Genomic DNA, 23,713 nt, shown 5'->3' on the forward strand with positions numbered 1-23,713 from the left:
GATTACTCCTCCCTCGCCGGGTCTTGTCGGACGGCCTGCGCCGCTGCGGGCGGCCCCGCGGCAGCGGCTGAACCCGGGGCGTGCTCCACCGGCAAGTGCCAGGGTTCGAAGGGGCGGCCCTCGCCCTCGAAAAGCCGGGAGAACAGCTCGTAGAACTCCAGCCGCAGCGCCTGGACACCCGCCACCAGCGCCTCCAGGCAGAAGGCCAGGGCATTGCCGAGCAGGAAGACGAGAACCGCCGCGACGATGCCCACCGGGCCCCGGCCCGCCAGAGCCGTCGTACCGTCCCAGACGATCGCGCCGAGCGCCGCATGCGTCAGGCCGAAGGCCGCGAGTCGTGCGAAGGACACGACGTTGGAGCCGATCCGGACCACCGCGTCGAACAACTGAATGCCGGTCTGCACGGCGCCGCCCGGACCGCCCGCCGTGGTCGCGAAAAGCCCTACCCCGGCTAGCGCCAGGCCGACCGTCGCGATCACGGCCCCCACGACGCCGTACAGCGCCTGGCCGAGCCAGACAGACCCGGCGATGATGGCGAGACCGAGATAGAGCGCCGCCCCGGCGATCCCGGTCGTCGCGTACAGGGCCGCCGCCGGTCCGCCCTCCCGCCACCGGTTGGCGATTCCCGCGGCGTAGGCGACCGCGAGCAGCACGGCGCCGAGCCCGACGGCGACGGCCAGCAGCCGCATGGGCTCCTCCAGCGGCTCCAGCCACAACACCGGCAGCACCCCGGTCGGGCCGAAGAACTCGCCGTACGCCACCCCGGCCAGGGTGGCGGCCAGCCCGGCCCCGGCGACGAAGGGCCACAGCGGACGCAGCGCCGCAACTCGGCGTGGACGTCCCGCCCGAAGCAGGAGCGCGATGGCGACCAGCAGCAGCCCGTGACCGGCGTCGCCGAACATCAGGCCGAACATCACCACGTAGACGATCCCGGCCGCCATCGTCGGGTCGAGGTCGGCGTAGGGCACGGTTCCGTACGTCGTGACCAGGGGTGTGAAGGAGCGCCGCACGGTCGCCGCGGAGCCCGGAGGCACCTCGCCCGCTCCGGTCAGCAACGTCGGCGGGTCGACGCCACCCCTCGCCCGCCGTGAAGTGGTCGTCGGTCCAGAAGCCGTTGAACTCCGGGACCTCAGTGGCCGCCAAGGCCGCCGCCTTGAGCAACAGGGCCGCGGGGAGCAGCCGTTCACCGACCGGGCTGCGTCGGTTGTGCTCAAGCAGCCAATCCATCGCGGCGGCCATGTCCACAGTGGTGGAGAGGTAGTAGTGGGGGATGTCCCGGTTGGCGCGGGTCATCAGGCCGGCGATCGCCTGCCGCATGGCCACCGTCCGGTTTTCAGACGGGCGTGCCACAGAAGGACGTACAGGGGAAGGACGGTGTGGCGCGGCCCCCGCGGGCGGGGCCGAAGGGCCGGGGGCTGCTTGACGTACGTCCGCCGCACGGACGGCCGACTCCCTGCCCGTCCCCGTCACCGCGGCCAGATCCACGCCCAGTTCGGCGGCGAGGCGCCGGGCGAGGGGAGTGGCCCGCACCCGCGGTGCCTTGGTGCCGGCACGGGTGGCGGCCGCATGCTCGACATCGGTCCGTGTGACGCGTCCTCCTGGTCCGGAGCCGTGCAGTGTCTCCAGGTCGACGCCGCTGTGTTCCGCGAGGTGCCGGACCAGGGGACCCGCCTCGATGTGGCCGCTCGGGCGCACGGCGGACGGTACTGGAACCGGGGTGGGTTCGGGTGGTGGGGAGGGGCGTTCGGGGGCCGGGCGCCTTTTCTGTGTGTGACGGACCGGTCGCCGCTCCTCGGCCGCCTCGGCTTCCTCGGCTTTCCCCGGGCTCGCGGACTTCCGGGGCTTCGCGGGCTTCTCGAGTTCCTCCGGCTTCCCGGGTTTCTCCCCCTTCGGCCCGATGAGCGCGAGGGGGGTCCCCACCGGCACCGTCGTACCGGGCTCGACGAGCAGCTCCGTCATGGTCCCGGTTTCGAAGCACTCAACCTCGATGGTCGACTTCGCGGTTTCGACGACCGCGACCGGATCGCCCTTGTGCACGGTGTCACCGGGCCCTACCAGCCATTCCAGGAGCGTGCCCTCATCCATGTCCGCGCCGAGGGACGGCATGGTGAACTCGGACATGATCAGTCCACCGCCCGGTGCGTGGCCGCGACGATGTCGGCGGTCTGTGGCAGAGCGGCCTCCTCCAGTTGCCGGGCGTATGGCATGGGCACCTCCGCGCTGCACACCCGCTCGACGGGAGCGTCCAGGTCGTAGAACGACCCTTCGGTGATGCGTGCGGACACCTCGGCGGCGAGGCTTCCCGTGCGCCATGCCTCGTCGACGACCACGGCACGGTGCGTGCGGGCCTCGGAAGCGGTGATGGCCGCGTCGTCGAGGGGACGGAGCGTGCGCAGGTCGATCACCTCCGCGCTGATGCCCTCGACCCCCAGCTGGTCCGCCGCCGCGAGGGCCTTGGGCAGCGAACCGCCGTACGTGATCAGGGAGATGTCGGTGCCGGGTCGGCGGATCGCGGCGTGGTCCAGGTCCACGGGTTCGGTCGGCGGCGGCAGGAGTTCGGCGGAGACGTTGTAGAGGCTGCCGTGCTCGAAGATCAGTACGGGATCGGGGTCGGCGAGCGCCGCTGCGAGCATGTGGCGTGCGTCCTCCAGGGTGGCGGGTGTGAGGACGCGGATGCCGGAGATGTGCGCGTACCAGCCTTCCAGGCTGTGGGAGTGCTGGGCGCCAAGTTGCCGTCCGGCGCCCGTGGTCATGCGGATGACCAGCGGCACGGGCAACTGCCCGCCCGACATGTGCAGCAGGGTGGCGGCGTTGTTGAGGATCTGATCGAGGGCGAGCAGGCTGAAGTTGACGGTCATGATCTCGACGATGGGCCGCAGCCCGGCCAGGGCGGCGCCGATGCCGGCGCCCACGAACGCGGACTCCGACAGCGGGGTGTCGCGGACGCGCTCGGGGCCGAACTCCTCCAGCAGGCCGAGGCTGACGCCGAAACATCCGCCGTACCGGCCGACGTCCTCGCCCATGAGGAAGACGCGTTCGTCGGAGCTCAGCGCCTCACGGAGCGCCTCCCGCATAGCCTCGCGGTAGGTCGTCTTCGCGTCATGCGTCGTGTCGGCGCCCATGGTCAACTCACCGCCTCCGCAGAGGAACTGGTGACGTGGCGGAGCAGGTGCCCGACCGGTTCCTCGGGTGCCTGTTCGGCCGCTTCGACGGCGTGGTCGATCTCGTCGGTGACCCGCTGCTCGATCCGGGCGAGCTCCTTGTCACCCAACTCACCGTTCTCACGCATGCGGTCCATGAGCAGGCTCACCGGGTCCCGGGACTTCCACTGCTCGATCTCCCCCTTGTGGCGATACCGGTCAGGGTCGTACATCGAGTGGGCGCGGAAGCGGTACGTGCGCAGTTCCAGGAAGTGCGGTCCGGTGCCGGCCCGGATACCCTCGACGGCTTCGGCGTCCATGCCGTCCACGGCCCAGGCGACCATGCCGTAGGAGGCGGCGCGCATGGCCAGGTCGGTCTGTGCCTCGTGCCGCTCCAGGGCCGTGCCCATGGCATAGAGGTTGTTCTCGCAGACGAGCAGCAGGGGCAGCTTCCACAGGGCCGCCAGGTTCGCGGTCTCGTGGAACTCGCCCTCGGCGAAGGCTCCGTCGCCGAAGAAGCAGCAGGTGACATTGGGCCCGTTCGCGCATGCGGTCGGCGAGCGCGAGGCCGGCGGCCAGGGGGAGTCCGCCGGCGACGATGGCGTTGCCGCCGTAGAAGCGCCGGCTCGCGTCGAACAGGTGCATGGACCCGCCGCGGCCGCCGCTGCACCCCGTCGTCCTGCCGTACATCTCGGCCATGACGGCCTCGGCCGTGACTCCACGGGCCAGGGCGTGGCCGTGTTCGCGGTACGTGGAGACGACCGCGTCCTCGGGCGTCAGCGCCTCGTTGACGCCGACGGCGACGGCCTCCTCGCCGATGTAGAGATGGACGAAGCCGCGGATCTTCGCTGCGCTGTACAGCTCGACGCACCGCTCCTCGAAGCGCCGGATGCGCAGCATCGCCTCCAGCAGATCCGTCCGGTGTTCCGGGCCTGTTCGACCGGTCGGAGGCCCGGTGTTCGCTTTCCGCTGGGTCGACTTGGTCGTCGCGGCCTTCTTGCCGGCTTTCGGGTGCGCCGGGTCCTTGCGCGTTCGGGTGTGGCGGGCCACGCTCATGTGGATCCCTCCAAGGTCGACAAGTCGCCCGCAGGCAGGCCCAGTTCACGGGCACGCAGCAGACGGCGCATCACCTTCCCGCTGCGGGTCTTGGGCAGGTTCTGGTCGAACGCGATCTCCCTGGGAGCGACGGCGGGACCCAGCTTGCGGCGGCCGAACGCCAGCAGTTCCCGCTCCATATCCGCGGTCGGATCGACACTCGGCCGCAGTGACACGAACGCCTTGACCCTGCGACCAGCTGAAGGCCGAGCGAGCCCGGTCGTAGTCGGTGAGACGGGGCGGGACGACCGGTGGGGCGTCCTTGTGAATGGTTTCCCAGTGCATCGGTGCTCCTCCCGGCACTGCCCCCGCTTTCCAGAGTCGCCGAGCCCGGCCCGCGTGCACTTCGGCGGAAGGACACGGCCCGAAAGGGCGGGCGCCGACCTGGGGCCGACGCCATGGAGCCGAGGACCGCCCGCTTCTTGCAGGCCCGAATCACACGGTGCGCGGCTCTGGTCCGCTTCTCCGTGTCTCCTTGTGGCCCTCGGCTCAATTCCATGGCACCACCCATCACCGGCGTGCTGTAGGGCCGGACGGCCCCGACCTGGGGACCGGTCGGCCCCCTGTCGGCCGGCCTGTCACTCGCGGTGCAGTACGACCTTGGGAGCCCCCGTGGTGGTGCCTCCGGCGAACGCCTCATAGGCGTCCTCCATCCGGTCGAGGGGGAGGGTGTGGGTGACCAGTCCGGAGATGGGCAGGTCTCCGTACCTCACCAGCTCCAGCAGCCACCGTGTGGAGGATGTGTCCACCTGGCCGGTGCTGATGGTCAGGTTCTTGCGCCACAGGGACTCGAGATGCAGCGTCACCGGCTTGCCGTGCACCCCGATGTTGGCGATGTGCCCTCCGGTACGGACGGCGCGGGTAGCCAGAACGAAGCCGTCCGGTTCGCCCGATGCCTCGATGACCACGTCGGCACCCGGTCCCTCGGACAGCTCGGCGATCATCTTGCCGGGCACTTCGGCGGCATCGGCCCCCACACCGGCGGCGGCTTCGAGCCGCTCGGCGGACAGGTCCACCACGATGATCCGCCGGGGCGAGTACAGCCGCGCGATGACCACCGAGGCGAGACCGACGGGACCCGCCCCGACCACGACCACGGTGTCACCCGGGCTCACGTGGCCGTTCCGCACCCCGACCTCGTAGGCCGTGGGGAGGAGTTCGGCGAGCAGGACCGCTTCGTTCAGCGGGACCTTCCACGGCCGCCGGTGGGTGGAGTGGTCGGCGAAGGGAATCCGCACCAGCTCGGCCTGGGTCCCGTTGATCAGATTGCCCAGAATCCATCCGCCGCCCCCGCTGCACTGCCCGAACTTGGTGTCACGGCATTCCCGGCAGCGGCCGCAGGCCGAGACGGCCGACATGATCACCTGGTCTCCGGACGCACGTGGTGGACGTCGCGTCCGACCTCCAAAACCTCGCCGACGGCCTCGTGCCCGAGGACCGTCCCCGGCTTCACCTCGGGGAGATCGCCCCGCAGGATGCGCAGGTCACTGCCGCAGACGGTGGTGGCGTCGACGCGCACGATCGCGTCGGTCGACTCCTCGATGGCGGGGTCCGGGGCGGGGTCCCAGGAGATCTGTCCGGGGCCGTGGTAGACGAGCGCTCGCACGATACTCACTCCCTCGCTCCCCCACTCCACGGTCACTCCCGTGGGATGTGCGGGCAACCGGAGTCATCAGCCCGTTGGACCGCCGACACGGCGGGCTCCGTCGTCTCGTCGTTCGGCCTGCGTTCATGACCGCATGGATGGACACGGGGCAACCCGCTCATTCAGTCCGGCTCCATATAGGGGCGGCGGAAGACCGGGGCCTGGCCGGAGCCCCACGGGCGTACGGCTGTCAGCGCCCGGGCGACCGCGGACTCCAACGTGCCGCTGGTGTCGACCGCGACCGCCTCCGGCCATGGCGGTTCCCTGGCCGCCATGGCGGCGGCGATGTCGAGGCCGGCGTCGGAGATTCCGGAGGCGCGCGTGGTCAGGCGGGCGGCTGTCACGTCGCCCGGCACGTGGCAGTGGAGGGCCACCAGGTCGGCGCTGGTGCGTTCGGCCGTGTGGAGTGCCGCTTCGCGCTGTCCCGCATAGGACCAGGTGGCGTCCAGCACGACGGATTCGCCGGAGGACAGCAGGGCGGACGCGCGGTCGAGCAGGGTGGCGTAGGTCCTGGCCGTCCACTCGGGGGTGTACAGGCCCTCGCCGTAGTCGGCGGCCGCGGGCTGCTCGGCGGGGATGCCCGCCAGCTCCTTGCGGAGGCGGTCGCTGCTGAGCAGCGTGACCCCCAGCCGGTCGGCCAGAGCTCCGGCGAGGGTGGATTTCCCGCTGCCCGGCAGCCCGCCGACGAGCGTCAGACCCACGGCGGAGGTGCGCAGATGGCGCAGCGTCGTCGAGACCAGCCGTCGTGACGCCGTCTCCGCGTCCGGCGCGCCCTGGCGTGCCTGGATCAGGGAGACCTTGGCGCGGACGAACGCGCGGTAGGCGACGTAGTGGTGCCACAGGGAATGGGGTGCGGGGTCGCCGGAGTACTCGCTGTACTGGGCGAGGAAGTACGCGGCGGCCTCCGGGGCGCCGAGCTGTTCCAGGTCCATGGCGAGGAAGGCGGCGTCGTCGAGACCGTCGACGTAGCGCAGGTGGTCGTCGAACTCCAAGCAGTCCAGGACGCGAGGACCGTCGTCGAGGCTGAAGACGTCCTCGGCGAGCAGATCACCGTGACCGTCGACCACCCGCCCCTGCTCGATACGTGAGGCGAACAAGCGCTCGCGCCCGGCGAGATAGCGGCGCACAAGCCGCTCCACCTCCGCAACGCCGTCGGGCACGAAGCCGTCGGCGGCCAGTGTGCGGACCTGCTCGAAACTGGCCTCCCAGCGGGACGACAGCGCATCCCGGGTGCCCTGTTCGTCCACGTCCCGGCCGCGGGGGGCCTCCGCGTGCCACGTCGCGACCTGCCGGGCGAGGCCCCGCAGGATGTCGTCGACGGCGGCCCCTTCCCGCACCAGTCGGGAGAGGCGGCGATTCGCGGGCATGCGGCGCATCACCACGAGCGGTTCGGGCGCTTCCGCGTCGGGGCTGCGGATCTCGCCCAGGCCCAGGTAGACGTCGGGGGCGAAGCGGCGGTTGAGAGTGACTTCGCGTTCGCACGCGGCTCGGCGAGACGCCAGCGCGGTGTAGTCAAGAAACCCCAGATTCACCGGCTTCTTGAGCTTGTAGGCGTGGTCGCCGACGAAGAACACGACGGAGGTGTGCGTCTCGCACACCTCCGCGCGCGGCAGGGGCTCGCCATGGTGCCGGGCACCGGAGCGGGGCACTGACGCGTCGTCCGGCGACACCGGCCGATCCGATGTCTCACTGCGGCCATGTTCAGTCATGAGGGACGACGGCGACGGGGCAGCGACCATGGTGGATGGCGGCCTGGGCGACGGGACCCAGGTGCGGCGCCAGACCCGGACGGTGTTCGCGTCGGCCGACGACCAGCAGCACGGCGCCTTCGGCGGCCTGCACTACGACCTTGGCCGGGCTTGCGAAACGGATGCTGTCGGCCACCTCCACCTGCGGATACTTCTCACGCCAGGGCCGGAGCGCCTTGCTCAGGTGCTTCTGTGCGTCCCGCCTCATCTCCTCGGTGACGTCGTGATCCACACCCCAGGGCACGCGGGCATGGAGTGGCACGTCCCTGGCCGCAGCCGTATGGAAGGCGAAGTCGAGCAGACTTTCCGAGGAATCGCGCAACTTCAGCGCCACGACCACGCGACTCGCGGGTGCCGGGACCGGCCCCTCCTCCCCGGTGTCGGCGCGGACCAGCACCACCGGCCGCTGGGCCCGTGCCACGACCGGCATGCTGATGTCGCCCAGGAAGTAGCTCGCGACAGATTCCAGCCCTCGTGAACCGAGCACGAGCGCCTCGGACTCCGAGGCCGCTTGCACCAGAGCGTTCTCGGCGTCTTCGGCGACCAGGCTCCCGCTGATGGACAGGTCCGGATGACGCGTCTGAAGCTCCGCCTGCGCGGTGTGGACGAGACGCTTCGCCCAGTAGTTTTGATCGACTTCCCCGGGGACGCGGGCCGGTTCCGGTGCCAGCAGCGGCCACGCGTGCAGCAGGCGCAGAGTGAGCTTGCGCTTCTCTGCCTCGTCGGCCGCCCAGCGGGCGGCCGCAAGGCTCTCGGGTGAACCGTCGAGGCCCACGGTGAGGACTGGTTGCATGGCACCGGCCTCCGTCTCATAGCAAGCTGGAAATGACGGCTGACGAGTCTGATTGCCGGACTGTTCGGATGTTGCCGACATGCCGAGCGTGGCGCGTTCCTCATTCGAGGAGTACCCCAATCCCTTCCGTGGCGCATGTGCACCCGCAAGGGAGGGGCCGGAGGCGGGCCGGCCGGAGAGGAGGCAGGGGCGATGACGATTCCCCTGGTGGTCGGCGTCGACGGGTCCGAGGCGAGCCTGGAGGCGGTGGACTGGGCCGCCGACGAGGCGGTCCGGCACGAAGTGCCACTCCACCTCCTGCACGCGGCGCCGCGCGATCACGAGGTGTCCGACGTCATCGGTCACGCCTCGGAGCGTGCCGTCAAGGGGGCGCCCACGGTGCGGCTGTCGAGCGAGGTGCTGCACGACGACGCGGCCTCCGCCCTGGTCGACAAGGGACGCAACGCCTTTGCGCTGGCACTCGGCTCCAGGGGGCTCGGAGACCTCGCCGGGATGCTCCTGGGGTCGGTCAGCCTCGCCGTGGCGGCACGCGCGGACTGCCCGGTCGTGGTGGTCCGCGGCGCGGCGGAGCACCGGAATGACCGGTTCGGAAGTGTGGTCGTAGGTGTAGAGGAGGGCGAGGGCAGCGGTACGGCCGTGCAGTTCGCCCTCCGCGAGGCCCAGGTTCGGCGCTGTCGGCTGGTCGCTGTACATGCCTGGAGCACACAGGTGGGTGCCCTCACCACAGCTCAGGCCCCCTCGTGGTACGCCCTGGAAGCCCACCGCCGGTCGCCGGCGCAGGTGCTCGATGACGCCCTGCGCACCCCGGATGAGCAATACCACGACGCCCAGGTGAGCCGACGGGTGATCGAGGGACCGGCACGCCAGGCACTGCTGGAAGCCGCGTCGGAGGCGGATCTGCTGGTCGTCGGCGCCCGCAGACGACAAGGGCACCTGGGCTTGCAACTGGGCCTGACCAACCACGCGCTACTGCATCACGCGCCGTGCCCGATCGCGGTCGTTCCCCGGATATGACCGCAGCCGGCAGGGACGGACCACGTCGATGGGTCGGCCTTATTGAGGCCGGAAGCCGGCCCGACAGGGACCTTCGGCCCTGTGACAGAAGTCCGCTGCTGTCCGATGGTGGGACCAAGCGGTGGGGAAACGGGACCAGCGACCTGCTGGAGGCCGACTCATGAGTGCACAAGGTTCGCCGTACGCGTCCGGTCCTTCCCCGTCGCGCAGGGAACCCCCGCCCAAGGGGATGAACCCCCTGATCCGTCCGTCCGACAGGTTCGAAACCTGGATCCGCCGCTTCCTGATGCTCGTTCTGGTCCTCGGACTACCGGTGGCAGCGCTCAGCGCGGGGCTGACAGCGTACGAGTCGTCGATGCGCACCGTGCAAGCCCAGTCGGCCGAACGGCAAGAGGCCACCGCCCGGCTTACGTCGAGCGTCAAGGGCGCCACCGCGGACGGGAAGCAACAGGCGCACGTCCGCTGGACCGACGACAACGGCAAGGTCACGACGGGAACGACCCTCGTGAAGTCGGGAACGCCCGAGGGGGCCACCGTGCCGGTGTGGCTGGACCGGGAGGGAACCATCACCAGCCCGCCGATGACCACGCTCACCGCGACAACCAACGGCTGGTTCGTGGGCGGCATGGCCGCGGTCGGAGTGGTCGGCGGGTTCTTCGCGCTGCGTGGAGGCACGCGCCGCGTGCTGGACCGGAGAAGGCACGCGCAGTGGGACGCCGAGTGGGACCTCGTGGAGCCCCTATGGTCCGGGCGCTTCCGCGGATGACGTGCAGAGACCGGATGTGCGCGAGGAGGCGACGCCGATGTCCGAAGCGACGACCACCGATCTGTACGAGGTGACGATGGCCATGTCCTACCTTCGGGAGGGGATGACCGGCCCGGCCACCTTCAGCCTCTTCGTCCGCGACCTCCCTCCTGAGCGGGGCTTCCTGGTCGCCGCCGGACTGGAGCCGGCCCTGGACTACCTGTCCGGTCTCCGAGTGGGCCCCGAGGACGTCGACGCCTTCGCTTCCGCGCTGCACCGGCCGCCGCGGGATCTTCAACCCCTGCTCGGTCTGGCGTTCAAGGGTGACGTGCGGGCCGTACCGGAGGGCCGGATCGTGCTCGCGGGAGAGCCTCTGCTGGAGGTGACCGCGCCGCTTCCACAGGCCCAATTGGACGAAACGTACGTGCTCAACCAGCTCAGCCACCAGACGGCCATCGCCTCGAAGGCAGCGCGTTGTGTACTCGCGGCGGCCGGGCATCCGGTCGTGGACTTCTCCCTGCGGCGCACCCACGGCCCGCAGGCCGGGTTCCAGGCCGCCCGGCTCGGTGCGATGGTGGGCTTCGCCGGAACCAGCAACGTGGCCGCGGCCACGGCTCTCGGCATCCCCGCCGTCGGCACGATGGCCCACTCCTACGTGGAGGCGTTCGCCACGGAGGAAGAAGCGTTCCGCGCTTTCGCACGCTGCCACCCCGGGCCCGTGACGTTGCTGGTGGACACCTACGACACCGAGGAAGGCGTCCGCGTCGCGGCGCGCGTCCTGCGAGACCTCGACCACGCGGCCCGGGGCCCCGGCTCGGCCGTTCGGCTGGACAGCGGCGACCTCGGTGCCCTGGCGGCCCGGGCACGCTCCATCCTCGACAGCGTCGGCCTGCCCGAGGTACGGATCATCGCCAGCGGCGGTCTCGACGAGTACGCCGTGGACGACCTGGTCCGCTCCAGAGCGCCGATCGACACCTACGCCGTCGGTACCCGCGTCGGGGTCTCCGCCGACGCCCCGTACCTGGACTCCGCGTACAAGATGGTGGAGTACGACGGGCGGCCGGTGATGAAGCTGTCGTCGGCGAAAGTGACCGCACCCGGCCCCAAGCAGGTGTTCCGCCGCACGGCATACGCCGACGTGATCCGTCTCGCCGACGAACAGTCGCCCGGCGACGGCAGCCCGCTGCTGGAGACGGTGAATGCGCGATGGGCAGCGCACCGGTGGAAGGCCCACACTCGACGAGTGCCGGGAGAGACTCGCCGCCGATCTGGCCGGTCTGCCACCGGCCGCCCGCCGGATACGGGACCCGGTCGCGCCCCGCGCGACGGCCTCCGAGCACTTGAGCGCACTCGCCCGCCGCGTCCGGCGCCGCATCGACGAACAGACGTCGGTTCCCTACGCACGGCCCGCGCGTCCATGACGGGCCGATCCGGATCGCAGTGAGGAGGAAAGTGATGCCACATACGGTGGAATGGAAGGTTCGTCTCCACCTCTTCGAGGACGACGAGGGAGCGACGAAGGCACATGTGGTGCTGGACACCGGCACCACGGAGCTCACCGGCCATGGAACCGCGCACCGTAATCCGGCGGACACGAACGTGCCGGAGATCGGCGACGAACTGGCGGCGGGCAGGGCCATGCGGGAACTCGCCCAGCAACTGCTGGACATCGCCGAGCGCGACATCGAGGGCGTGGGGGCGTCCCGGCCGAGCACCCGTCCGTCCGTCGGCTGGCGCTTGTGACCGACGGCGGCAAGCAAAGGAGCACGCAGGGGTGGTACGCAGGCACACCCGCCGCATCGGGGATCCTCACGGTGCGCGTCCCGAAGACCGAGCAGGGGAAGGCGCACCGCATCGAGATCACGGGCTGAGCCGGCTGTGAGGCCGGGCACCGGGACGCGCCCGGGGCCGGCAGGTGAGTGACCGTTTCCGGAGGCCGACGGTTCCGGCGCCGGCCCTCCGCCCGACCACGTTTCCGCAGGGCTCAGCCGCCGGCGGATGAAGGGCGGGCGTCGTCGTTCCGGTAGTCGATGTGCCCGGCGACCGAGACCACGCCGTCGACACTGCCGCACAGCCGCTCGATGACGGGAATCAGACTCCTGAACTCGACGGAGCCACCGAGTTCGACCCGTCCGTCGCGCACCTCGGCCGTCACCTCCGAGGGAGCAAGGCCCATCGTCCGCCGCAGCACGTCCTCGGTGATCTCGTCGCGGATGGCGTCGTCCCGGCGCAGGAAGATCCGCAGCAGGTCACCACGGCTGACGATGCCCAGCAGCCGGTCCGTCTCGTCCACCACGGGCAGCCGCTTGATGTGATGGACCTCCATCAGCCGGGCGGCCTCGACCACGCTCCACTCCGGACGTGCGCACACCGCGGGAGCCGACATCAGCTCCTCGGCGCGGGACCCCTCCGCCTTGGCCCGCTCCCATGCCTCAAGGTGTGGAACCGGGCTTCGACCGGACGGGTCGGCCTGGTCGGCGCTCTTGCGCAGCAGATCGGCCTCCGACACCACACCCGCGGGACGGTCCAGATCGTCCACGACGGGTACGGCGGTGACGTCGTTCTCCGCCAGGATCCTGGCGATCTCCTTGAACGGCGTGTCACGCCGCGCTCGGACGACGTCGTGGGTCATGAGTTCCGCGACCGTTCGGTGGCGCATGTCGGCTCCCATCCGGTACGTGACAGTCAGTCATCTCGGCCCACCCTGCGGATTGGGACCGGTCGGCCCATGCGGTGGCCTGTCGCGCGTGGCACGTTGGTTACAACACCATTCTGAGGAGAGGGCGGCGATCATGCGAGCTCACCTCGGCGACCAACTCGTCATCGAAAGCCCGGCGACCGGCGCCACCAGGCGCGACGGCGAGATCGTCGCACTCCACCACGAGGACGGAACACCTCCCTACGACGTGCGCTGGTCGGACACGAACGAAGTGACGCTCGTGTTCCCCGGCCCTGACGCGCACCTCCACCACGTCGAGCACGGACAGCAGCCCGGGACTCCCCCGGGGGCTTCCCAGCCGGAAAAGGTCGAGCCGGGGTCCGTCTCCGCGGCGGCCCCGCCGACCGGGACTCCCAACCCTGGCGACATCGGTCGGCGCGTGGCCGCGGAACGCCACAGGAGTGGGCTCAGTCTGGGAGAAACGGCCCGCCGCGCCCGCATGTCGCCCGACTACCTGGCGTACCTGGAGGAACAGCCCGCCGACCCGAGTCTGGGCACTCTCATCAGGCTGGCCGACGCGCTGGGCACCACCGTCGCTGCCCTGCGCGGGGGCGGCATCGATTTCCCTCCCGGCCAAGGCCGGGCGCTCCTGCACCCGCGGCTGAGGGATCTCAGCCCGCAGGAGTGCCGCACTCTGCTCTCCACGCACGGTGTGGGGCGCATCGCGCTCCCGGCGTCCGACGGTCGCCCGGCGGTGGTCCCGGTCAACTACGAGGTCGTAGACGACGCCGTCGTTTTCCGGACGGCGCCCGGCTCGGTGCCGGCAGCGGCCGTGGGGAAGGAAGTCGCCTTCGAAGTGGACCATGTGGACGAGGCCATGAGTCAAGGCTGGAGTGTGCTGGCAGTCGGCCCGGCGCACGCCGTCACGGAGCCCGACGCCGTGCACGGGCTCACCCGACGCGCCCACACCACACCCTGGGCAGGCGGTGAACGCGAGATGTGGGTGTCGATCCGGCCCGCGAGCCTCACGGGCAGACGCATCACCCCTGACGACCAGTGAGCCACCGCAGGACTGGTCCCCTGGCCTGCCGCCGACTCGCGAGAGGAGACTCCGGTGAGCGGACAAGAACCGTACGACGAGCGCCTGACGGACCTGGTCCACGACGCTGTCGCCGCCCCGTCGATGCACAACGCACAGCCTTGGCGCTTCCGCTACGTCCGGCGCAGCCGCACGTTCGAGATGCGCGCCGACTTCGAGCGTGCCATGCCCCGCTCCGACCCCCGTACCCGCGGCCTTCACATCGGCTGCGGCGCCGCCCTGCTGAACCTGCGGGTCGCCGTGGCTCACGAGGGCTGGCATCCGGAGACCCGGCTGCTGCACGACCCGTCCGATCCGGCGCTCCTAGCGAGTGTGCGGCTGACCGCACCCGGAGTCGGGGAGAACGACCTCGGCGCGCTGTATCCGGCGATCCACGAACGGCACAGCAGCCGCTTCCCGTTCGACGAGACGGAGATTCCCGATGCCGTGCGGGAGGCGCTCAGCGAGGCCGCCCGGCGTGAGGGAGCCGTGCTGACGTTCCCCACCTCATGGCATCTGCAGGAGGTGCTGGAGGTGGTCCAGGAAGCCGAGGCGCGCAACCGCACCGACCGCGGCAGCGACCAGGACCTGGCCGAATGGACCCGTCTCGATGCTCCGTCGGTGAACATGACCGACGACGGAGTCCCCGAATACGCCTTCGGGCCGCGCAAGCGCGGGGGCAAGGCTCCCATGCGGGACTTCGCGGGCCCGCGGCAAGTGGCGGGACGGGACGCCGCGGACTTCGAACAGAGCCCGCAGGTCGCCCTCGTCAGCACGAGCCACGACCGCCCGGAGGACTGGTTGCGTGCCGGCCAGGCCATGGAACGCGTCCTGCTGCTGGCCACCCTGGAGGGCCTGTCCAGCTCCTTCGCCACCCAACCCCTCGAATGGGCGGACCTGCGCTGGCCGCTGCGTGATCCGGTCACCGGGACGGGCTACACGCAGATGCTGCTGCGCCTGGGATACGGCCCCAAAGGCCCCCGCACGCCGCGACGGCAAGTGCCGGAGGTACTCGACATCCGGCCCTGACCTGCCTGAGGGACCGCAGCCCGTCGGTGCCGGGCGCGGCGGCCGGCACACGGGTCACTGACCGTCCTCGGGCTCGTCCGGAACGGCGGACTGCCCGGTGAGCTGTGGCTCGACGTCCACGACGCCCTCCACGGCGCGCACGAGGCGCACGGCGACCGAGATGAGCGAGGTGTCGCGGATGTGTCCGCGGAGGGTGACGACTCCCTCGTGCACGTTCACGTGGATGGCGTGGCTGAAGGCCGGGAAGAGGTAGGACACCACGGTGCGGCGGACCTCCTCCTCGATGTCCTCGTCCGACCGCAGGAAGACCTTCAGCAGATCGGCACGGCTGACGATGCCCTGGAGCATGCCCACCTGGTCGACCACGGGCAGCCGCTTGACGCGCCGGACGGCCATGATCCTGGCGGCCTGGGCCAAGGTGGTATCGGGGTGGACCGTGATCGCGGGGGTGCTCATGAGCTCCTCCGCCGTCACGCCCCCGGCCTTGACGAGGTCGGACAGGCGTCGACGCTGCTCGAAGAGGCCCGGGTCGCTGTCGCGGAACTCCTCCTTGGGCAGCAGGTCGGCCTCGGACACGACGCCGATGACGCGCCCTTCACCCTCCAGGACCGGCATGGCACTTACCTTCCACTGCTCCATGGTCCGGACGATCTCCTTGAACGGCGCGTCGCGTCCCACGGCCACGACCGTCTGGGTCATCACATCGCTCACGATGTGCGGGGTCTCGGACACCGCGAACCACCTCGCCTCGCCTCGTCAGGGCACCTCGCCCGCGCCGTAGGGCGCGTACAGGTCGAGCAGCCGAACCCGCGCGGACCTGAGCCGCCCCGCGATCACTGCGGCGACATAGGCCAACAGTTCCTGCTTCAGTTCCGGGTCCTTCCCGCACAGCTCACTGACCGCGGCCGCGTCGAACTCGTAGGCGCGCACCGGGCTGGTGGCCTGGGCCCCCAAGTGCCAGTGATGGGGAGGGACCAGCCAGGACCAGCCCAGTAGTTCCCCGGCACCGAGGGTCTCGATGACAGCTGCCCGGCGGCCGGGAACATGGACGTCGAGAGCGACGGTGCCCGTGTGGATGATCCAGAAGCGGTCGGCTTTGACGCCCTCGTTGAAGATGCGCTCGTCGATCGCGAACGACACTTCACGAGCGAGCGACATGAGCTGCTCCTGATGCTTCTTGGTCAGGGCGCCGAAAGCGCCGGTCCTCGCAACCACGATCGCCTCCCTTCACCATGACCTCGAGGCGGACGGGCTCGCATCCGGCCGAAGAGACGGCCGTGGCTGAGATGGCAGGGCGGCACTCCGCTTCTTCTCACAGCCACCTGACTCCACAATCGTCGCAAATCGGCGCCGTGCAACCTGGGCGTGGGTGCCCCTGCCAAGAGTCACTCCACGTGTCGCGACGAGCCCAGGGCGGTGCGACGGTATTGACAGGGACTTCCCGCAGTGCCCGGGGCAGGAAGGTGATGGTGACCATGGAACTCCCGCTGGTCGTCGGTGTCGACGGATCGGAGTCCAGCCTGCAGGCCGTGGACTGGGCGGTGGACGAGGCGGCGCGTCTCGGGCTGTCTCTGCGGCTCGTCCACGCCTCTTTGTGGGAGCGGTACGAGGGTCGCCTCCCCTCCTTCAGCACCGACCGTCCGGCCGAAGAGGTTCTGGCCGAGCACATCGCGGCGTCCTGCGCGGAACGCGCCCAACTGCGCAACCCGCAGGTGAAGGTGTCGATGTGCTGCCCGACGACGCCGTGTCCGCGCTCCTGCACGCGGCTCATGAATCCTTCGCCCTGGTCGTGGGCTCCCGCGGCCGCGGCGAGGTCGCCGGGTTGCTGCTGGGGTCGGTCAGCCTCGCGGTGGCCGCCCGTGCGGTGTGCCCGGTCTTCGTGGTCCGCGGCGGGGAGCGGAACCAGCAGGGCACCTTCGGCAAGGTCACGGTCGGCGTCGGCGATTCGACGGAGGGCTCGGCCGCTGTGCGGTTCGCCTTCCGCGAGGCCGAGGCGCGCGGCAGCGGCCTGCACGCGGTATGGGCCTGGCGTCGCCCCGCCCATGAGCACGTGGACCATCCCCTCGTCGCGGACGACGCCGCCGGTGCCCACGAGGAACGGGCCTCCGCGTTCCTCACCGACGCACTGCGCGACGCCGTACGGGACCATCCGCAGGTCGATGTGCATCGCCGAGCGGTCGAAGGCCCCGCACACAAGGTCCTCCTGGATGCCTCGACCGAGGCCGATCTGGTGGTCGTGGGCGCATTGAGGCGGCACGGTCACTTCGGTCTGCAACTCGGCAGGGTCGCCCACACCCTGCTGCATCACGCCGAGTGCCCGGTGGCCGTCGTCCCGCAGCGGGCCTGACCCGGCGCGCGTCTCACACTCCCGCACATCTCGTCGAGCGAGAAGGGGAGGGCGCGGATGTCGGACTGGACATGGGAGTACGAGGGCTACGACCCCACGGCCGAGCGCCTGCGCGAATCACTCTGCACGCTGGGCAACGGCTACTTCGCCACGCGTGGCGCGGCGCCCGAGTGCCGGGCGGGCCTGGTGCACTACCCGGGGACCTACGCCGCCGGGTGCTACAACCGCCTGGAGTCGACCGTGGCGGGACGGCACGTGGTGAACGAGGACCTGGTCAACCTTCCGAACTGGCTGCTTCTGCGGTTCCGTGTGCGCCGCACCGGGGGAGCGTGGTGCCCGTGGTTCTCTCCTGACACGAGCGCGCTACTGGACTACCGGCACGTCCTGGACCTGCGCCGGGCCACGCTCACCCGCACGCTTCGTTTCCGGGACGACGATGTGGGCGTGCTCGGCGTCCGGCAGACCCGCCTGGTGCACATGGGAGACCCTCACCTGGCGGCCCTGCGGACGGTCTTCACGCCCGAGGACTGGTCGGGGGAGATCGAGATCGAGTCCGGCCTCGACGGTGACGTGATCAACGGCAACGTGCACCGCTACCGCGCCCTCAACGGGAGCCACCTGACCCGTGTGCGGACGGGGCCACAGGAGCCCGGCACGGCCTGGCTGAGCTGCCGCACCAGCACCTCGGGCATAGGTGTCGCCTTGGCCGCCCGGACGGTCGTCGTCGGTCGATCCGCGGCCCCTTCGGAATTGCGTCCCGCCCGGCGCCGTGCCGTGCACCGCCTGGTGGTCCCGATCGCTCCGGGCCGACCCGTGGACGTGGAGAAGACCGTGGCGCTGTTCACCTCCCGCGACACGGCGATCAGCGACCCGCTGGAGGCAGCACTCGACCGGGTGTCCACGGCGGGGGGCATCTCGGATCTGCTGGACTCCCACGTCGCCGCGTGGGAGCGGTTGTGGCGGCGCGCGGACATCCAGGTGCCCGGCCGGGCCGGCCGCGTCCTGCGCCTGCACCTCTTCCACGTCCTGCAGACGCTCTCGCCGCACACCGCGGACCTCGACGTGGGAGTGCCGGCCCGGGGCCTGCACGGTGAGGCGTACCGGGGCCATGTGTTCTGGGACGAACTGTTCGTGCTGCCGTATCTCAACCTGCACTTCCCCGAGGTCTCCCGGGCGCTGCTGAACTACCGCTACCGACGCCTCCCGCGAGCGTGCCGGGCGGCCGCCGCCATCGGCCGGGCCGGGGCGATGTACCCGTGGCAGAGCGGCAGCGACGGCCGCGAGGAGACTCAGGTGTGGCATCTCAACCCGCACTCGGGGCGTTGGCTGCCCGACCACTCCCGGCTTCAGCACCACGTGGGCTCGGCGGTCGCTTACAACGTGTGGCAGTACTGCGAGGCCACCGGCGACACCGAGTACCTGCACACCAAGGGCGCGGAGATGCTGCTGCAGATCGCCCGCTTCTGGGCTGACCTCGCCGACTTCGACCCCGGCACGGGCCGCTACCGCATCCGCGGCGTCGTCGGCCCCGACGAATACCACGACCGCTACCCAGGTGCCACCACGCCGGGGCTTGACGACAACACGTACACCAACGTCACCGCCGCCTGGGTCCTCACCCGTGCCCTGGACCTCCTGCGGCGCCTTCCCGCCTGGCGCCGGGAAGAACTGCTTGAACGCGTCCAGCTGGGCGGCGACGAACTGCCCAAGTGGGAGGAGGTCTCCCGGCGGTTGCGGGTGCCCTTCCACCAGGGCGTCATCAGCCAGTTCGAGGGGTACGACGACCTCGCCGAGCTGGACTGGGACGCCTACCGGGCGCGATACGACGGCATCCGGCGCTTGGACCGGATCCTGGAGGCCGAGGGCGACACGGTCACCCGCTACAAGGCGTCCAAGCAGGCCGACGTCCTCATGCTCGGCTATCTCTTCTCGCCCGCAGAGCTGCGGGATCTGTTCCGGCGCCTCGGGTACGACCTGGACGACGAGGTCTGGCGCAGGACTGTCGACTACTACCTCCAGCGCACCAGCCACGGCTCCACGCTCAGCGGGCTCGTCCACGGCCTGGTCCTCGCCCGCGCAAGACGGGCCGAGGCATGGAAGTACGTCCAGGAGGCCCTGCAGGCGGACATCGCCGACATCCAGGGCGGCACGACCGGCGAGGGCATCCATCTCGGGGCCATGGCCGGGACCCTCGACCTGGTCCAGCGGGGTCTGACCGGGCTGGAGACACGCGAGGACGCCCTGTGGCTGGACCCGGTCCCCCTCCCGGCACTGTCCGAGTACGGATTCTCGCTGCGCTACCGCGGTCACTGGGGTGTCGGCATACGGCGCCGAAGAGGGCAGCTGGGGATCGGTGTGCCCGACTCGGAGGAATCGCCGATCCGCGTGGTGCTGGCCGACCGGGCTGTGACCGTCGCGCCCGGGGAGACCTGCACGCTCGAGCTGCCGATGAGTTGATCAGCGCACATGGGCGTGCCGGGCCCCGCGGCTGCCGCATGATCCACCACACAGGCCATAGGCTCCGAGAAGGCGGGTTCCGCTTGAGGCGACAAGGGCCGTTGGAGACGTGGATGAAGTGGCTGGTCTCGCTGGTCGGTGCGGGGCTCGTCATGATCACCCTGCGGGACCTGTTCCACACCCTCTGGCACCCAACCCGCCACGGTGGCCTGAGCCGCCTCGTCATGACGGCGCTGTGGCGACTGGCCCGGCGCTTTCGTGCGCGTAGGCGGGTGGTCGGGCTCGTGGGACCGCTCGCCATGGTGACGGTGGTGAGTATGTGGGCCGTCACCGTCATCCTCGGCTGGGCCATCGTCTACTGGCCCCACATGCCCGGGGCGTTCACCTTCTCGCCCGGTTCCGAGGCGGCGAAGGAGCCGGCGCTGCTCGACTCCGTGTACCTGTCGCTCGTCACGGTCGCCACCCTGGGACTGGGGGACATCGCACCCGCTGAGAGCTGGCTTCGCCTGGTCTCACCGTTGGAAGCCCTCGTCGGCTTCGCCCTCCTGACAGCCACGGTCTCCTGGGTGCTGGAGATCTACCCGGCGCTGACCCGCAGAAGGGTCCTGGCCATTCGGCTGGCGCTGCTGCGCGACTCGGGCCCGACGACGCAGCAGATCGACTGCACGGCGGGGGCGCTCCTGCTGGACAGCCTGGCCACCGAGGTCGTACGCGTCCGGATCGACTTCACCCAGTACGCCGAGGCGTACTACTTCCACGACGGGGAGGACCACTCGTCGCTGGCGGTCATGGTCGGCTACGCCGATGCCCTTGCCCGACGCGGGCAGGCGGCGCGGCGGCCGGAGGTGCGACTGGCCGGTGACCTGCTCGCCGGTGCCCTGAAGGACTTCGCCGCCATCCTTGACCAGCGCTTCCTCCATACGGGCGGAACGCCGACGGAAGTGTTCGCCGCGTACGCCGACGATCACGGCCGCAGCCGCGCGCAGCCTTGAGCAAGGGTGCACTCTGAGAAGGCGGGGGCACGTCCCTCGGGTCGGTGGCCGGGTACACGACGGGAGCGGTGGATGGCAGCCCACGCACGGAACCGCCCGGACGCGACTCTGTCACGGACATGAACCGGCGGGAGGGAGACCGCAGACCCGCCGCGAAGGTCGACCGGCTCCCGGGCACGACTCCCGCCACAGGGCTGTCGTCGGTCGAGGCCGCGCGGCGGCTGGCTCTCCACGGGCCCAACGAGATCCCCGCGGAACCGCGGACTCCGGTGTGGCGGCGGGTGCTGCAGCAGCTGCGCGATCCGCTGATCCTGGTTCTGCTCGTGGCGGCCGCCCTGACCATCGGGACGGGCGATCTCTCCGACGCCGTGGTGATCCTGTTCGTGATCATCGTGAACACCGTGGTCGGCGTCGTACAGGAGGTGCGGGCGGAACAGGCGGTGATGGCGCTGTCCGCCATGAGCGCCCCCGCCGCCAGGGTGGTGCGGGACGGTGAGGAGCGCTCCGTCGCGGCAGCCGAGGTGGTGCCGGGAGACGTGGTCCTGGTGGCCGAGGGGGACATCGTCCCCGCGGACGGGGACGTGCTCGCGGCGGCGTTGCTGCTGGCGGACGAGTCGTCACTGACGGGCGAGTCCGTTCCGGTGGAGAAGGTCCCCGACAGTGACGAAGTGCGCGGGGCAGTGTCGGCCGGCACGGTCATCGTCCGCGGTCACGGACGGGTTGTGGTGACCGCGACCGGGGCCGACAGCGCGCTCGGCCGGATCGCTTCCCTGATGGGCGGTGCGCCCGGCCTCACCCCGCTGCAGCACCGGCTGGTGCAGTTCGGCCGGACGCTGGCGGCAGTCACGGTGGCGCTGTGCGCGGTGGTGCTCGCTCTCGGGCTGGTGCGCGGCCAGCCCGTGGAGCTGATGATCGTGGCGGCGATCAGCCTCGCCGTCGCCGCCGTTCCGGAGTCTCTTCCCGCCGTGGTGACGCTCGCTCTGGCGCTGGGAGCACGGCGGATGGCGGACCGGCACGCCATCGTCCGCAGGCTGCCCGCGGTGGAGACCCTGGGCTCGGTGACTGTGATCGCCACCGACAAGACGGGCACCCTGACCGAGGGCCGGATGGCGGCCGAGCAACTGTGGACGTCCCTCGGCGAGGCATCGGTCGTGGGGACCGGTTACGAACCCGAGGGCCAGGTCATCCGCGACGACGAGGCGGTGACCGCGGGCGGCGCGCCTGACCTGTCGGCGCTGCTGAGCGTCGCGATGCTGTGCAACGACGCGGCGCTGGAGCCCCCGTCGGACCACTCTGCGGAGTGGAGCGCGCTCGGCGATCCCACCGAGGCCGCCCTGCTTGTGGCCGGGGCCCGCCTCGGGCTGGACCGGGCGGCGCTGGACAGCGAACTACCGCGCCTGGAGGAGATTCCCTTCGACAGCAGCCGCAAGCGCATGACGACCGTGCACCGCCGCCCGGACGGCGGGTTGCGCATCGCGTGCAAAGGAGCGCCGGAATCCGTGCTCCGCCCGCAGATTCTGGCCGACCGCCCTGAGACGGTCGCCCGCGCGACCGCACAGGCGGAGGCGTTGGCACGCCGTGGATACCGGGTGCTCGCCGTCGCCTCGGCCGCCCACGACGGCCGGGCGCAGCCACCCCCGACCTGGGAATCGGGCTTGTCGCTCCTCGGCCTCGTCGGCATCCTGGATCCGCCCCGCAGCGCGTCCGAGCCGACGATCACAGCGTGCAAACGGGCCGGCATCGTCCCCGTACTCATCACCGGCGACCACCCGCTGACCGCGCGGGCCGTGGCCGGGCGCCTCAGCATCGCCACCCGGGACGACGAGGTCACCACAGGCGACCGGATCCGGGCAGGCACAGCAGGCGATCTGACGGATGTACGCGTCTACGCCCGGACCACTCCCGAGCAGAAGCTGGACATCGTCCAGGCGTGGCGCGGGGCCGGGCACGTGGTGGCGATGACGGGGGACGGCGTCAACGACGGCCCGGCCCTGCGTCAGGCCGACATCGGCGTGGCCATGGGCCGGCGCGGCACCGAGGTCGCACGCCAGGCGGCCGATCTGGTGCTCGCCGACGACAACCCGGCCACGATCGTGGCGGCCGTCGAGGAGGGACGCCGGGTCTACGCGAACGTGCGCCGGTTCCTGCTCTACGCGCTCGCCGGGGGCACCGCGGAGATCCTGGTGATGCTCCTCGGCCCCTTCCTGGGGATGCCGCTGCCGCTGCTGCCCGCACAGATCCTGTGGATCAACCTGCTCACGCACGGTCTGCCCGGTGTCGCTCTCGGCGCGGAACCCGTCGACCCGGACACGATGCGCCACCCGCCCCGGCCTCCCGAAGAGAGCGTGCTGGGGGCCGGTCTGTGGCCGCGAATCCTGTTCATGGGGGCTTTCGTCGCGACGGTGACCCTCGTGGTCGGCGTTTGGGCCCGGGAGACCGGACGTCCCTGGCAGTCCATGATGTTTCTGGTGCTCGGGGCGACTCAGCTCGGCGTGGCACTCGGCTCCCGGGCCCGCCCGGGCACCCTGGCCAACCCGTTCCTGCTGGTCGCCGTGGGAGTGGCACTGAGCCTCCAGGCGGCCGGTGTCTATCTGCCGCCCCTGCGGGACTTGCTGGGTACGGAGCCGCTCGCGCTCACCGACCTGGCGATCGCCTGCGTGCTGTCCGGCCTCGGCCATGTCGTCATGCGTCTCCAGGCGCGACTGAGACCGGAACGCCCGCCGCGGGCGGGCCTACCGGCAGCCCAGGGACATTGAGTGACGTGGGCGCCTGTCCCCGGCATGCGCAAGGGAGGCGAGGAATCCACACTGGTCTGGAGGGGCACCGGCCTGAGTGGGCCATGTCGTCGAGATCATCTGCGCGACCCCTTGACCGGCCTGTTGGCCTTCGGCGTGCGGCCCTTGAGACCAGACATGGCATGCCGTCGTGCCGAGTGCGTCGCTGCCGATGCCGCGCTTACGCATTTTCGTCG

17 protein-coding genes and 5 pseudogenes are annotated in these 23,713 nt (G+C 70.8%); 10 read left to right on the forward strand and 12 right to left on the reverse strand.

What is annotated here, in order from left to right; all coding sequences use genetic code 11:
• Positions 1-2: 2 nt before the first annotated feature.
• The 9 genes and pseudogenes from IO24_RS0107560 to IO24_RS0107590 all read right to left on the reverse strand — a co-directional run bounded on the left by IO24_RS0107560 (position 3) and on the right by IO24_RS0107590 (position 8,421).
• On the reverse strand, positions 3-1,034 hold the full coding sequence (locus IO24_RS0107560; protein WP_234335166.1) for a V-type ATPase 116kDa subunit family protein: 1,032 nt from the start codon (positions 1,032-1,034) through the stop codon (positions 3-5).
• Between the two features lie 118 nt (positions 1,035-1,152).
• Positions 1,153-2,121 (reverse strand): annotated as a pseudogene (locus IO24_RS42740) (E3 binding domain-containing protein); the annotation flags it as partial.
• Between the two features lie 2 nt (positions 2,122-2,123).
• On the reverse strand, positions 2,124-3,122 hold the full coding sequence (locus IO24_RS0107565) for an alpha-ketoacid dehydrogenase subunit beta (RefSeq protein ID WP_031133200.1): 999 nt from the start codon (positions 3,120-3,122) through the stop codon (positions 2,124-2,126).
• 2 nt (positions 3,123-3,124) lie between these two features.
• Positions 3,125-3,607, reverse strand: a complete 483-nt coding sequence (locus IO24_RS46220) for a thiamine pyrophosphate-dependent enzyme (protein WP_425274820.1) — start codon at positions 3,605-3,607, stop codon at positions 3,125-3,127.
• Between the two features lie 112 nt (positions 3,608-3,719).
• A pseudogene (locus IO24_RS46225) lies at positions 3,720-4,196 on the reverse strand (thiamine pyrophosphate-dependent enzyme); the annotation flags it as partial.
• Positions 4,193-4,729 carry an AMP-binding enzyme gene (locus IO24_RS47105; RefSeq protein WP_341866234.1) on the reverse strand — a complete coding sequence of 179 codons (537 nt, stop codon included), beginning with the start codon at positions 4,727-4,729 and terminating at the stop codon, positions 4,193-4,195. The pseudogene IO24_RS46225 and the gene IO24_RS47105, both read right to left, overlap by 4 nt.
• 84 nt (positions 4,730-4,813) lie before the next feature.
• A pseudogene (locus tag IO24_RS40430) lies at positions 4,814-5,841 on the reverse strand (alcohol dehydrogenase catalytic domain-containing protein).
• A 161-nt stretch (positions 5,842-6,002) separates the two neighbouring features.
• Positions 6,003-7,478, reverse strand: coding sequence for a bifunctional aminoglycoside phosphotransferase/ATP-binding protein (locus IO24_RS0107585; protein ID WP_031133204.1), 1,476 nt, complete (start codon positions 7,476-7,478; stop codon positions 6,003-6,005).
• Positions 7,479-7,581: 103 nt separating this feature from the next.
• Positions 7,582-8,421: a universal stress protein gene (locus IO24_RS0107590; protein ID WP_031133205.1), complete on the reverse strand. Its 840-nt coding sequence runs from the start codon at positions 8,419-8,421 to the stop codon at positions 7,582-7,584.
• 192 nt (positions 8,422-8,613) lie between these two features.
• On the opposite strand from IO24_RS0107590, the gene IO24_RS0107595 reads away from it, so the two are divergent.
• The 4 genes and pseudogenes from IO24_RS0107595 to IO24_RS0107610 all read left to right on the forward strand — a co-directional run bounded on the left by IO24_RS0107595 (position 8,614) and on the right by IO24_RS0107610 (position 11,923).
• Positions 8,614-9,435, forward strand: coding sequence for a universal stress protein (locus tag IO24_RS0107595; RefSeq protein WP_031133207.1), 822 nt, complete (start codon positions 8,614-8,616; stop codon positions 9,433-9,435).
• Between the two features lie 160 nt (positions 9,436-9,595).
• Positions 9,596-10,201, forward strand: a complete 606-nt coding sequence (locus IO24_RS0107600; RefSeq protein WP_031133209.1) for an Rv1733c family protein — start codon at positions 9,596-9,598, stop codon at positions 10,199-10,201.
• A gap of 37 nt (positions 10,202-10,238) precedes the next feature.
• Positions 10,239-11,601 (forward strand): annotated as a pseudogene (locus IO24_RS40435) (nicotinate phosphoribosyltransferase).
• 34 nt (positions 11,602-11,635) lie between these two features.
• Positions 11,636-11,923 (forward strand): DUF1876 domain-containing protein, encoded by a 288-nt coding sequence (locus tag IO24_RS0107610; RefSeq protein WP_031133211.1) that lies wholly within the window; start codon positions 11,636-11,638, stop codon positions 11,921-11,923.
• 241 nt (positions 11,924-12,164) lie between these two features.
• Here the strand turns inward: IO24_RS0107610 and IO24_RS0107620 are convergent, their stop codons facing one another.
• Positions 12,165-12,839 carry a CBS domain-containing protein gene (locus IO24_RS0107620; RefSeq protein ID WP_031133213.1) on the reverse strand — a complete coding sequence of 225 codons (675 nt, stop codon included), beginning with the start codon at positions 12,837-12,839 and terminating at the stop codon, positions 12,165-12,167.
• Positions 12,840-12,972: 133 nt separating this feature from the next.
• Here IO24_RS0107620 and IO24_RS0107625 point away from each other — a divergent pair, with 133 nt between their 5' ends.
• Together IO24_RS0107625 and IO24_RS0107630 are read left to right on the forward strand one after the other, a co-directional pair.
• Positions 12,973-13,899, forward strand: coding sequence for a DUF1918 domain-containing protein (locus tag IO24_RS0107625; protein WP_031133215.1), 927 nt, complete (start codon positions 12,973-12,975; stop codon positions 13,897-13,899).
• Between the two features lie 54 nt (positions 13,900-13,953).
• On the forward strand, positions 13,954-14,946 hold the full coding sequence (locus IO24_RS0107630; RefSeq protein WP_420823202.1) for an Acg family FMN-binding oxidoreductase: 993 nt from the start codon (positions 13,954-13,956) through the stop codon (positions 14,944-14,946).
• A 54-nt stretch (positions 14,947-15,000) separates the two neighbouring features.
• Here the strand turns inward: IO24_RS0107630 and IO24_RS0107635 are convergent, their stop codons facing one another.
• Positions 15,001-15,678 (reverse strand): CBS domain-containing protein, encoded by a 678-nt coding sequence (locus tag IO24_RS0107635; protein ID WP_031133218.1) that lies wholly within the window; start codon positions 15,676-15,678, stop codon positions 15,001-15,003.
• A 24-nt stretch (positions 15,679-15,702) separates the two neighbouring features.
• Positions 15,703-16,104 (reverse strand): Crp/Fnr family transcriptional regulator, encoded by a 402-nt coding sequence (locus IO24_RS0107640; RefSeq protein ID WP_045295989.1) that lies wholly within the window; start codon positions 16,102-16,104, stop codon positions 15,703-15,705.
• A gap of 317 nt (positions 16,105-16,421) precedes the next feature.
• On the opposite strand from IO24_RS0107640, the pseudogene IO24_RS40440 reads away from it, so the two are divergent.
• The 4 genes and pseudogenes from IO24_RS40440 (at position 16,422) to IO24_RS0107660 (ending at position 23,498) form a co-directional block, all read left to right on the forward strand.
• Positions 16,422-17,293, forward strand: a pseudogene (locus IO24_RS40440) (universal stress protein).
• Positions 17,294-17,350: 57 nt separating this feature from the next.
• Positions 17,351-19,750 carry a glycoside hydrolase family 65 protein gene (locus IO24_RS0107650; protein WP_031133222.1) on the forward strand — a complete coding sequence of 800 codons (2,400 nt, stop codon included), beginning with the start codon at positions 17,351-17,353 and terminating at the stop codon, positions 19,748-19,750.
• Positions 19,751-19,863: 113 nt separating this feature from the next.
• Complete coding sequence (locus tag IO24_RS0107655; protein ID WP_031133224.1) at positions 19,864-20,742, forward strand: potassium channel family protein; 879 nt, start codon at positions 19,864-19,866, stop codon at positions 20,740-20,742.
• A gap of 119 nt (positions 20,743-20,861) precedes the next feature.
• Entirely contained in the window at positions 20,862-23,498 is a 2,637-nt protein-coding gene (locus IO24_RS0107660; RefSeq protein WP_031133227.1) for a cation-translocating P-type ATPase, read from the forward strand.
• Positions 23,499-23,713 lie beyond the last annotated feature (215 nt).

Origin of the sequence: Streptomyces flavovariabilis (assembly GCF_000725785.1) — a bacterium.
In the GTDB taxonomy this organism is placed as follows: Bacteria; Actinomycetota; Actinomycetes; order Streptomycetales; family Streptomycetaceae; genus Streptomyces; species Streptomyces hawaiiensis.

What these genes read in the sequence shown, in the direction of transcription:
- IO24_RS0107565 (WP_031133200.1), bottom strand. Translation starts at nt 3,122, where the DNA reads ATGGGCGCCGACACGACGCATGACGCGAAGACGACCTACCGCGAGGCT.
- IO24_RS0107590 (WP_031133205.1), bottom strand. Translation starts at nt 8,421, where the DNA reads ATGCAACCAGTCCTCACCGTGGGCCTCGACGGTTCACCCGAGAGCCTT.
- IO24_RS0107595 (WP_031133207.1), top strand. Translation starts at nt 8,614, where the DNA reads ATGACGATTCCCCTGGTGGTCGGCGTCGACGGGTCCGAGGCGAGCCTG.
- IO24_RS0107600 (WP_031133209.1), top strand. Translation starts at nt 9,596, where the DNA reads ATGAGTGCACAAGGTTCGCCGTACGCGTCCGGTCCTTCCCCGTCGCGC.
- IO24_RS0107610 (WP_031133211.1), top strand. Translation starts at nt 11,636, where the DNA reads ATGCCACATACGGTGGAATGGAAGGTTCGTCTCCACCTCTTCGAGGAC.
- IO24_RS0107620 (WP_031133213.1), bottom strand. Translation starts at nt 12,839, where the DNA reads ATGCGCCACCGAACGGTCGCGGAACTCATGACCCACGACGTCGTCCGA.
- IO24_RS0107625 (WP_031133215.1), top strand. Translation starts at nt 12,973, where the DNA reads ATGCGAGCTCACCTCGGCGACCAACTCGTCATCGAAAGCCCGGCGACC.
- IO24_RS0107640 (WP_045295989.1), bottom strand. Translation starts at nt 16,104, where the DNA reads ATGTCGCTCGCTCGTGAAGTGTCGTTCGCGATCGACGAGCGCATCTTC.
- IO24_RS0107650 (WP_031133222.1), top strand. Translation starts at nt 17,351, where the DNA reads ATGTCGGACTGGACATGGGAGTACGAGGGCTACGACCCCACGGCCGAG.
- IO24_RS0107655 (WP_031133224.1), top strand. Translation starts at nt 19,864, where the DNA reads ATGAAGTGGCTGGTCTCGCTGGTCGGTGCGGGGCTCGTCATGATCACC.
- IO24_RS0107660 (WP_031133227.1), top strand. Translation starts at nt 20,862, where the DNA reads ATGAACCGGCGGGAGGGAGACCGCAGACCCGCCGCGAAGGTCGACCGG.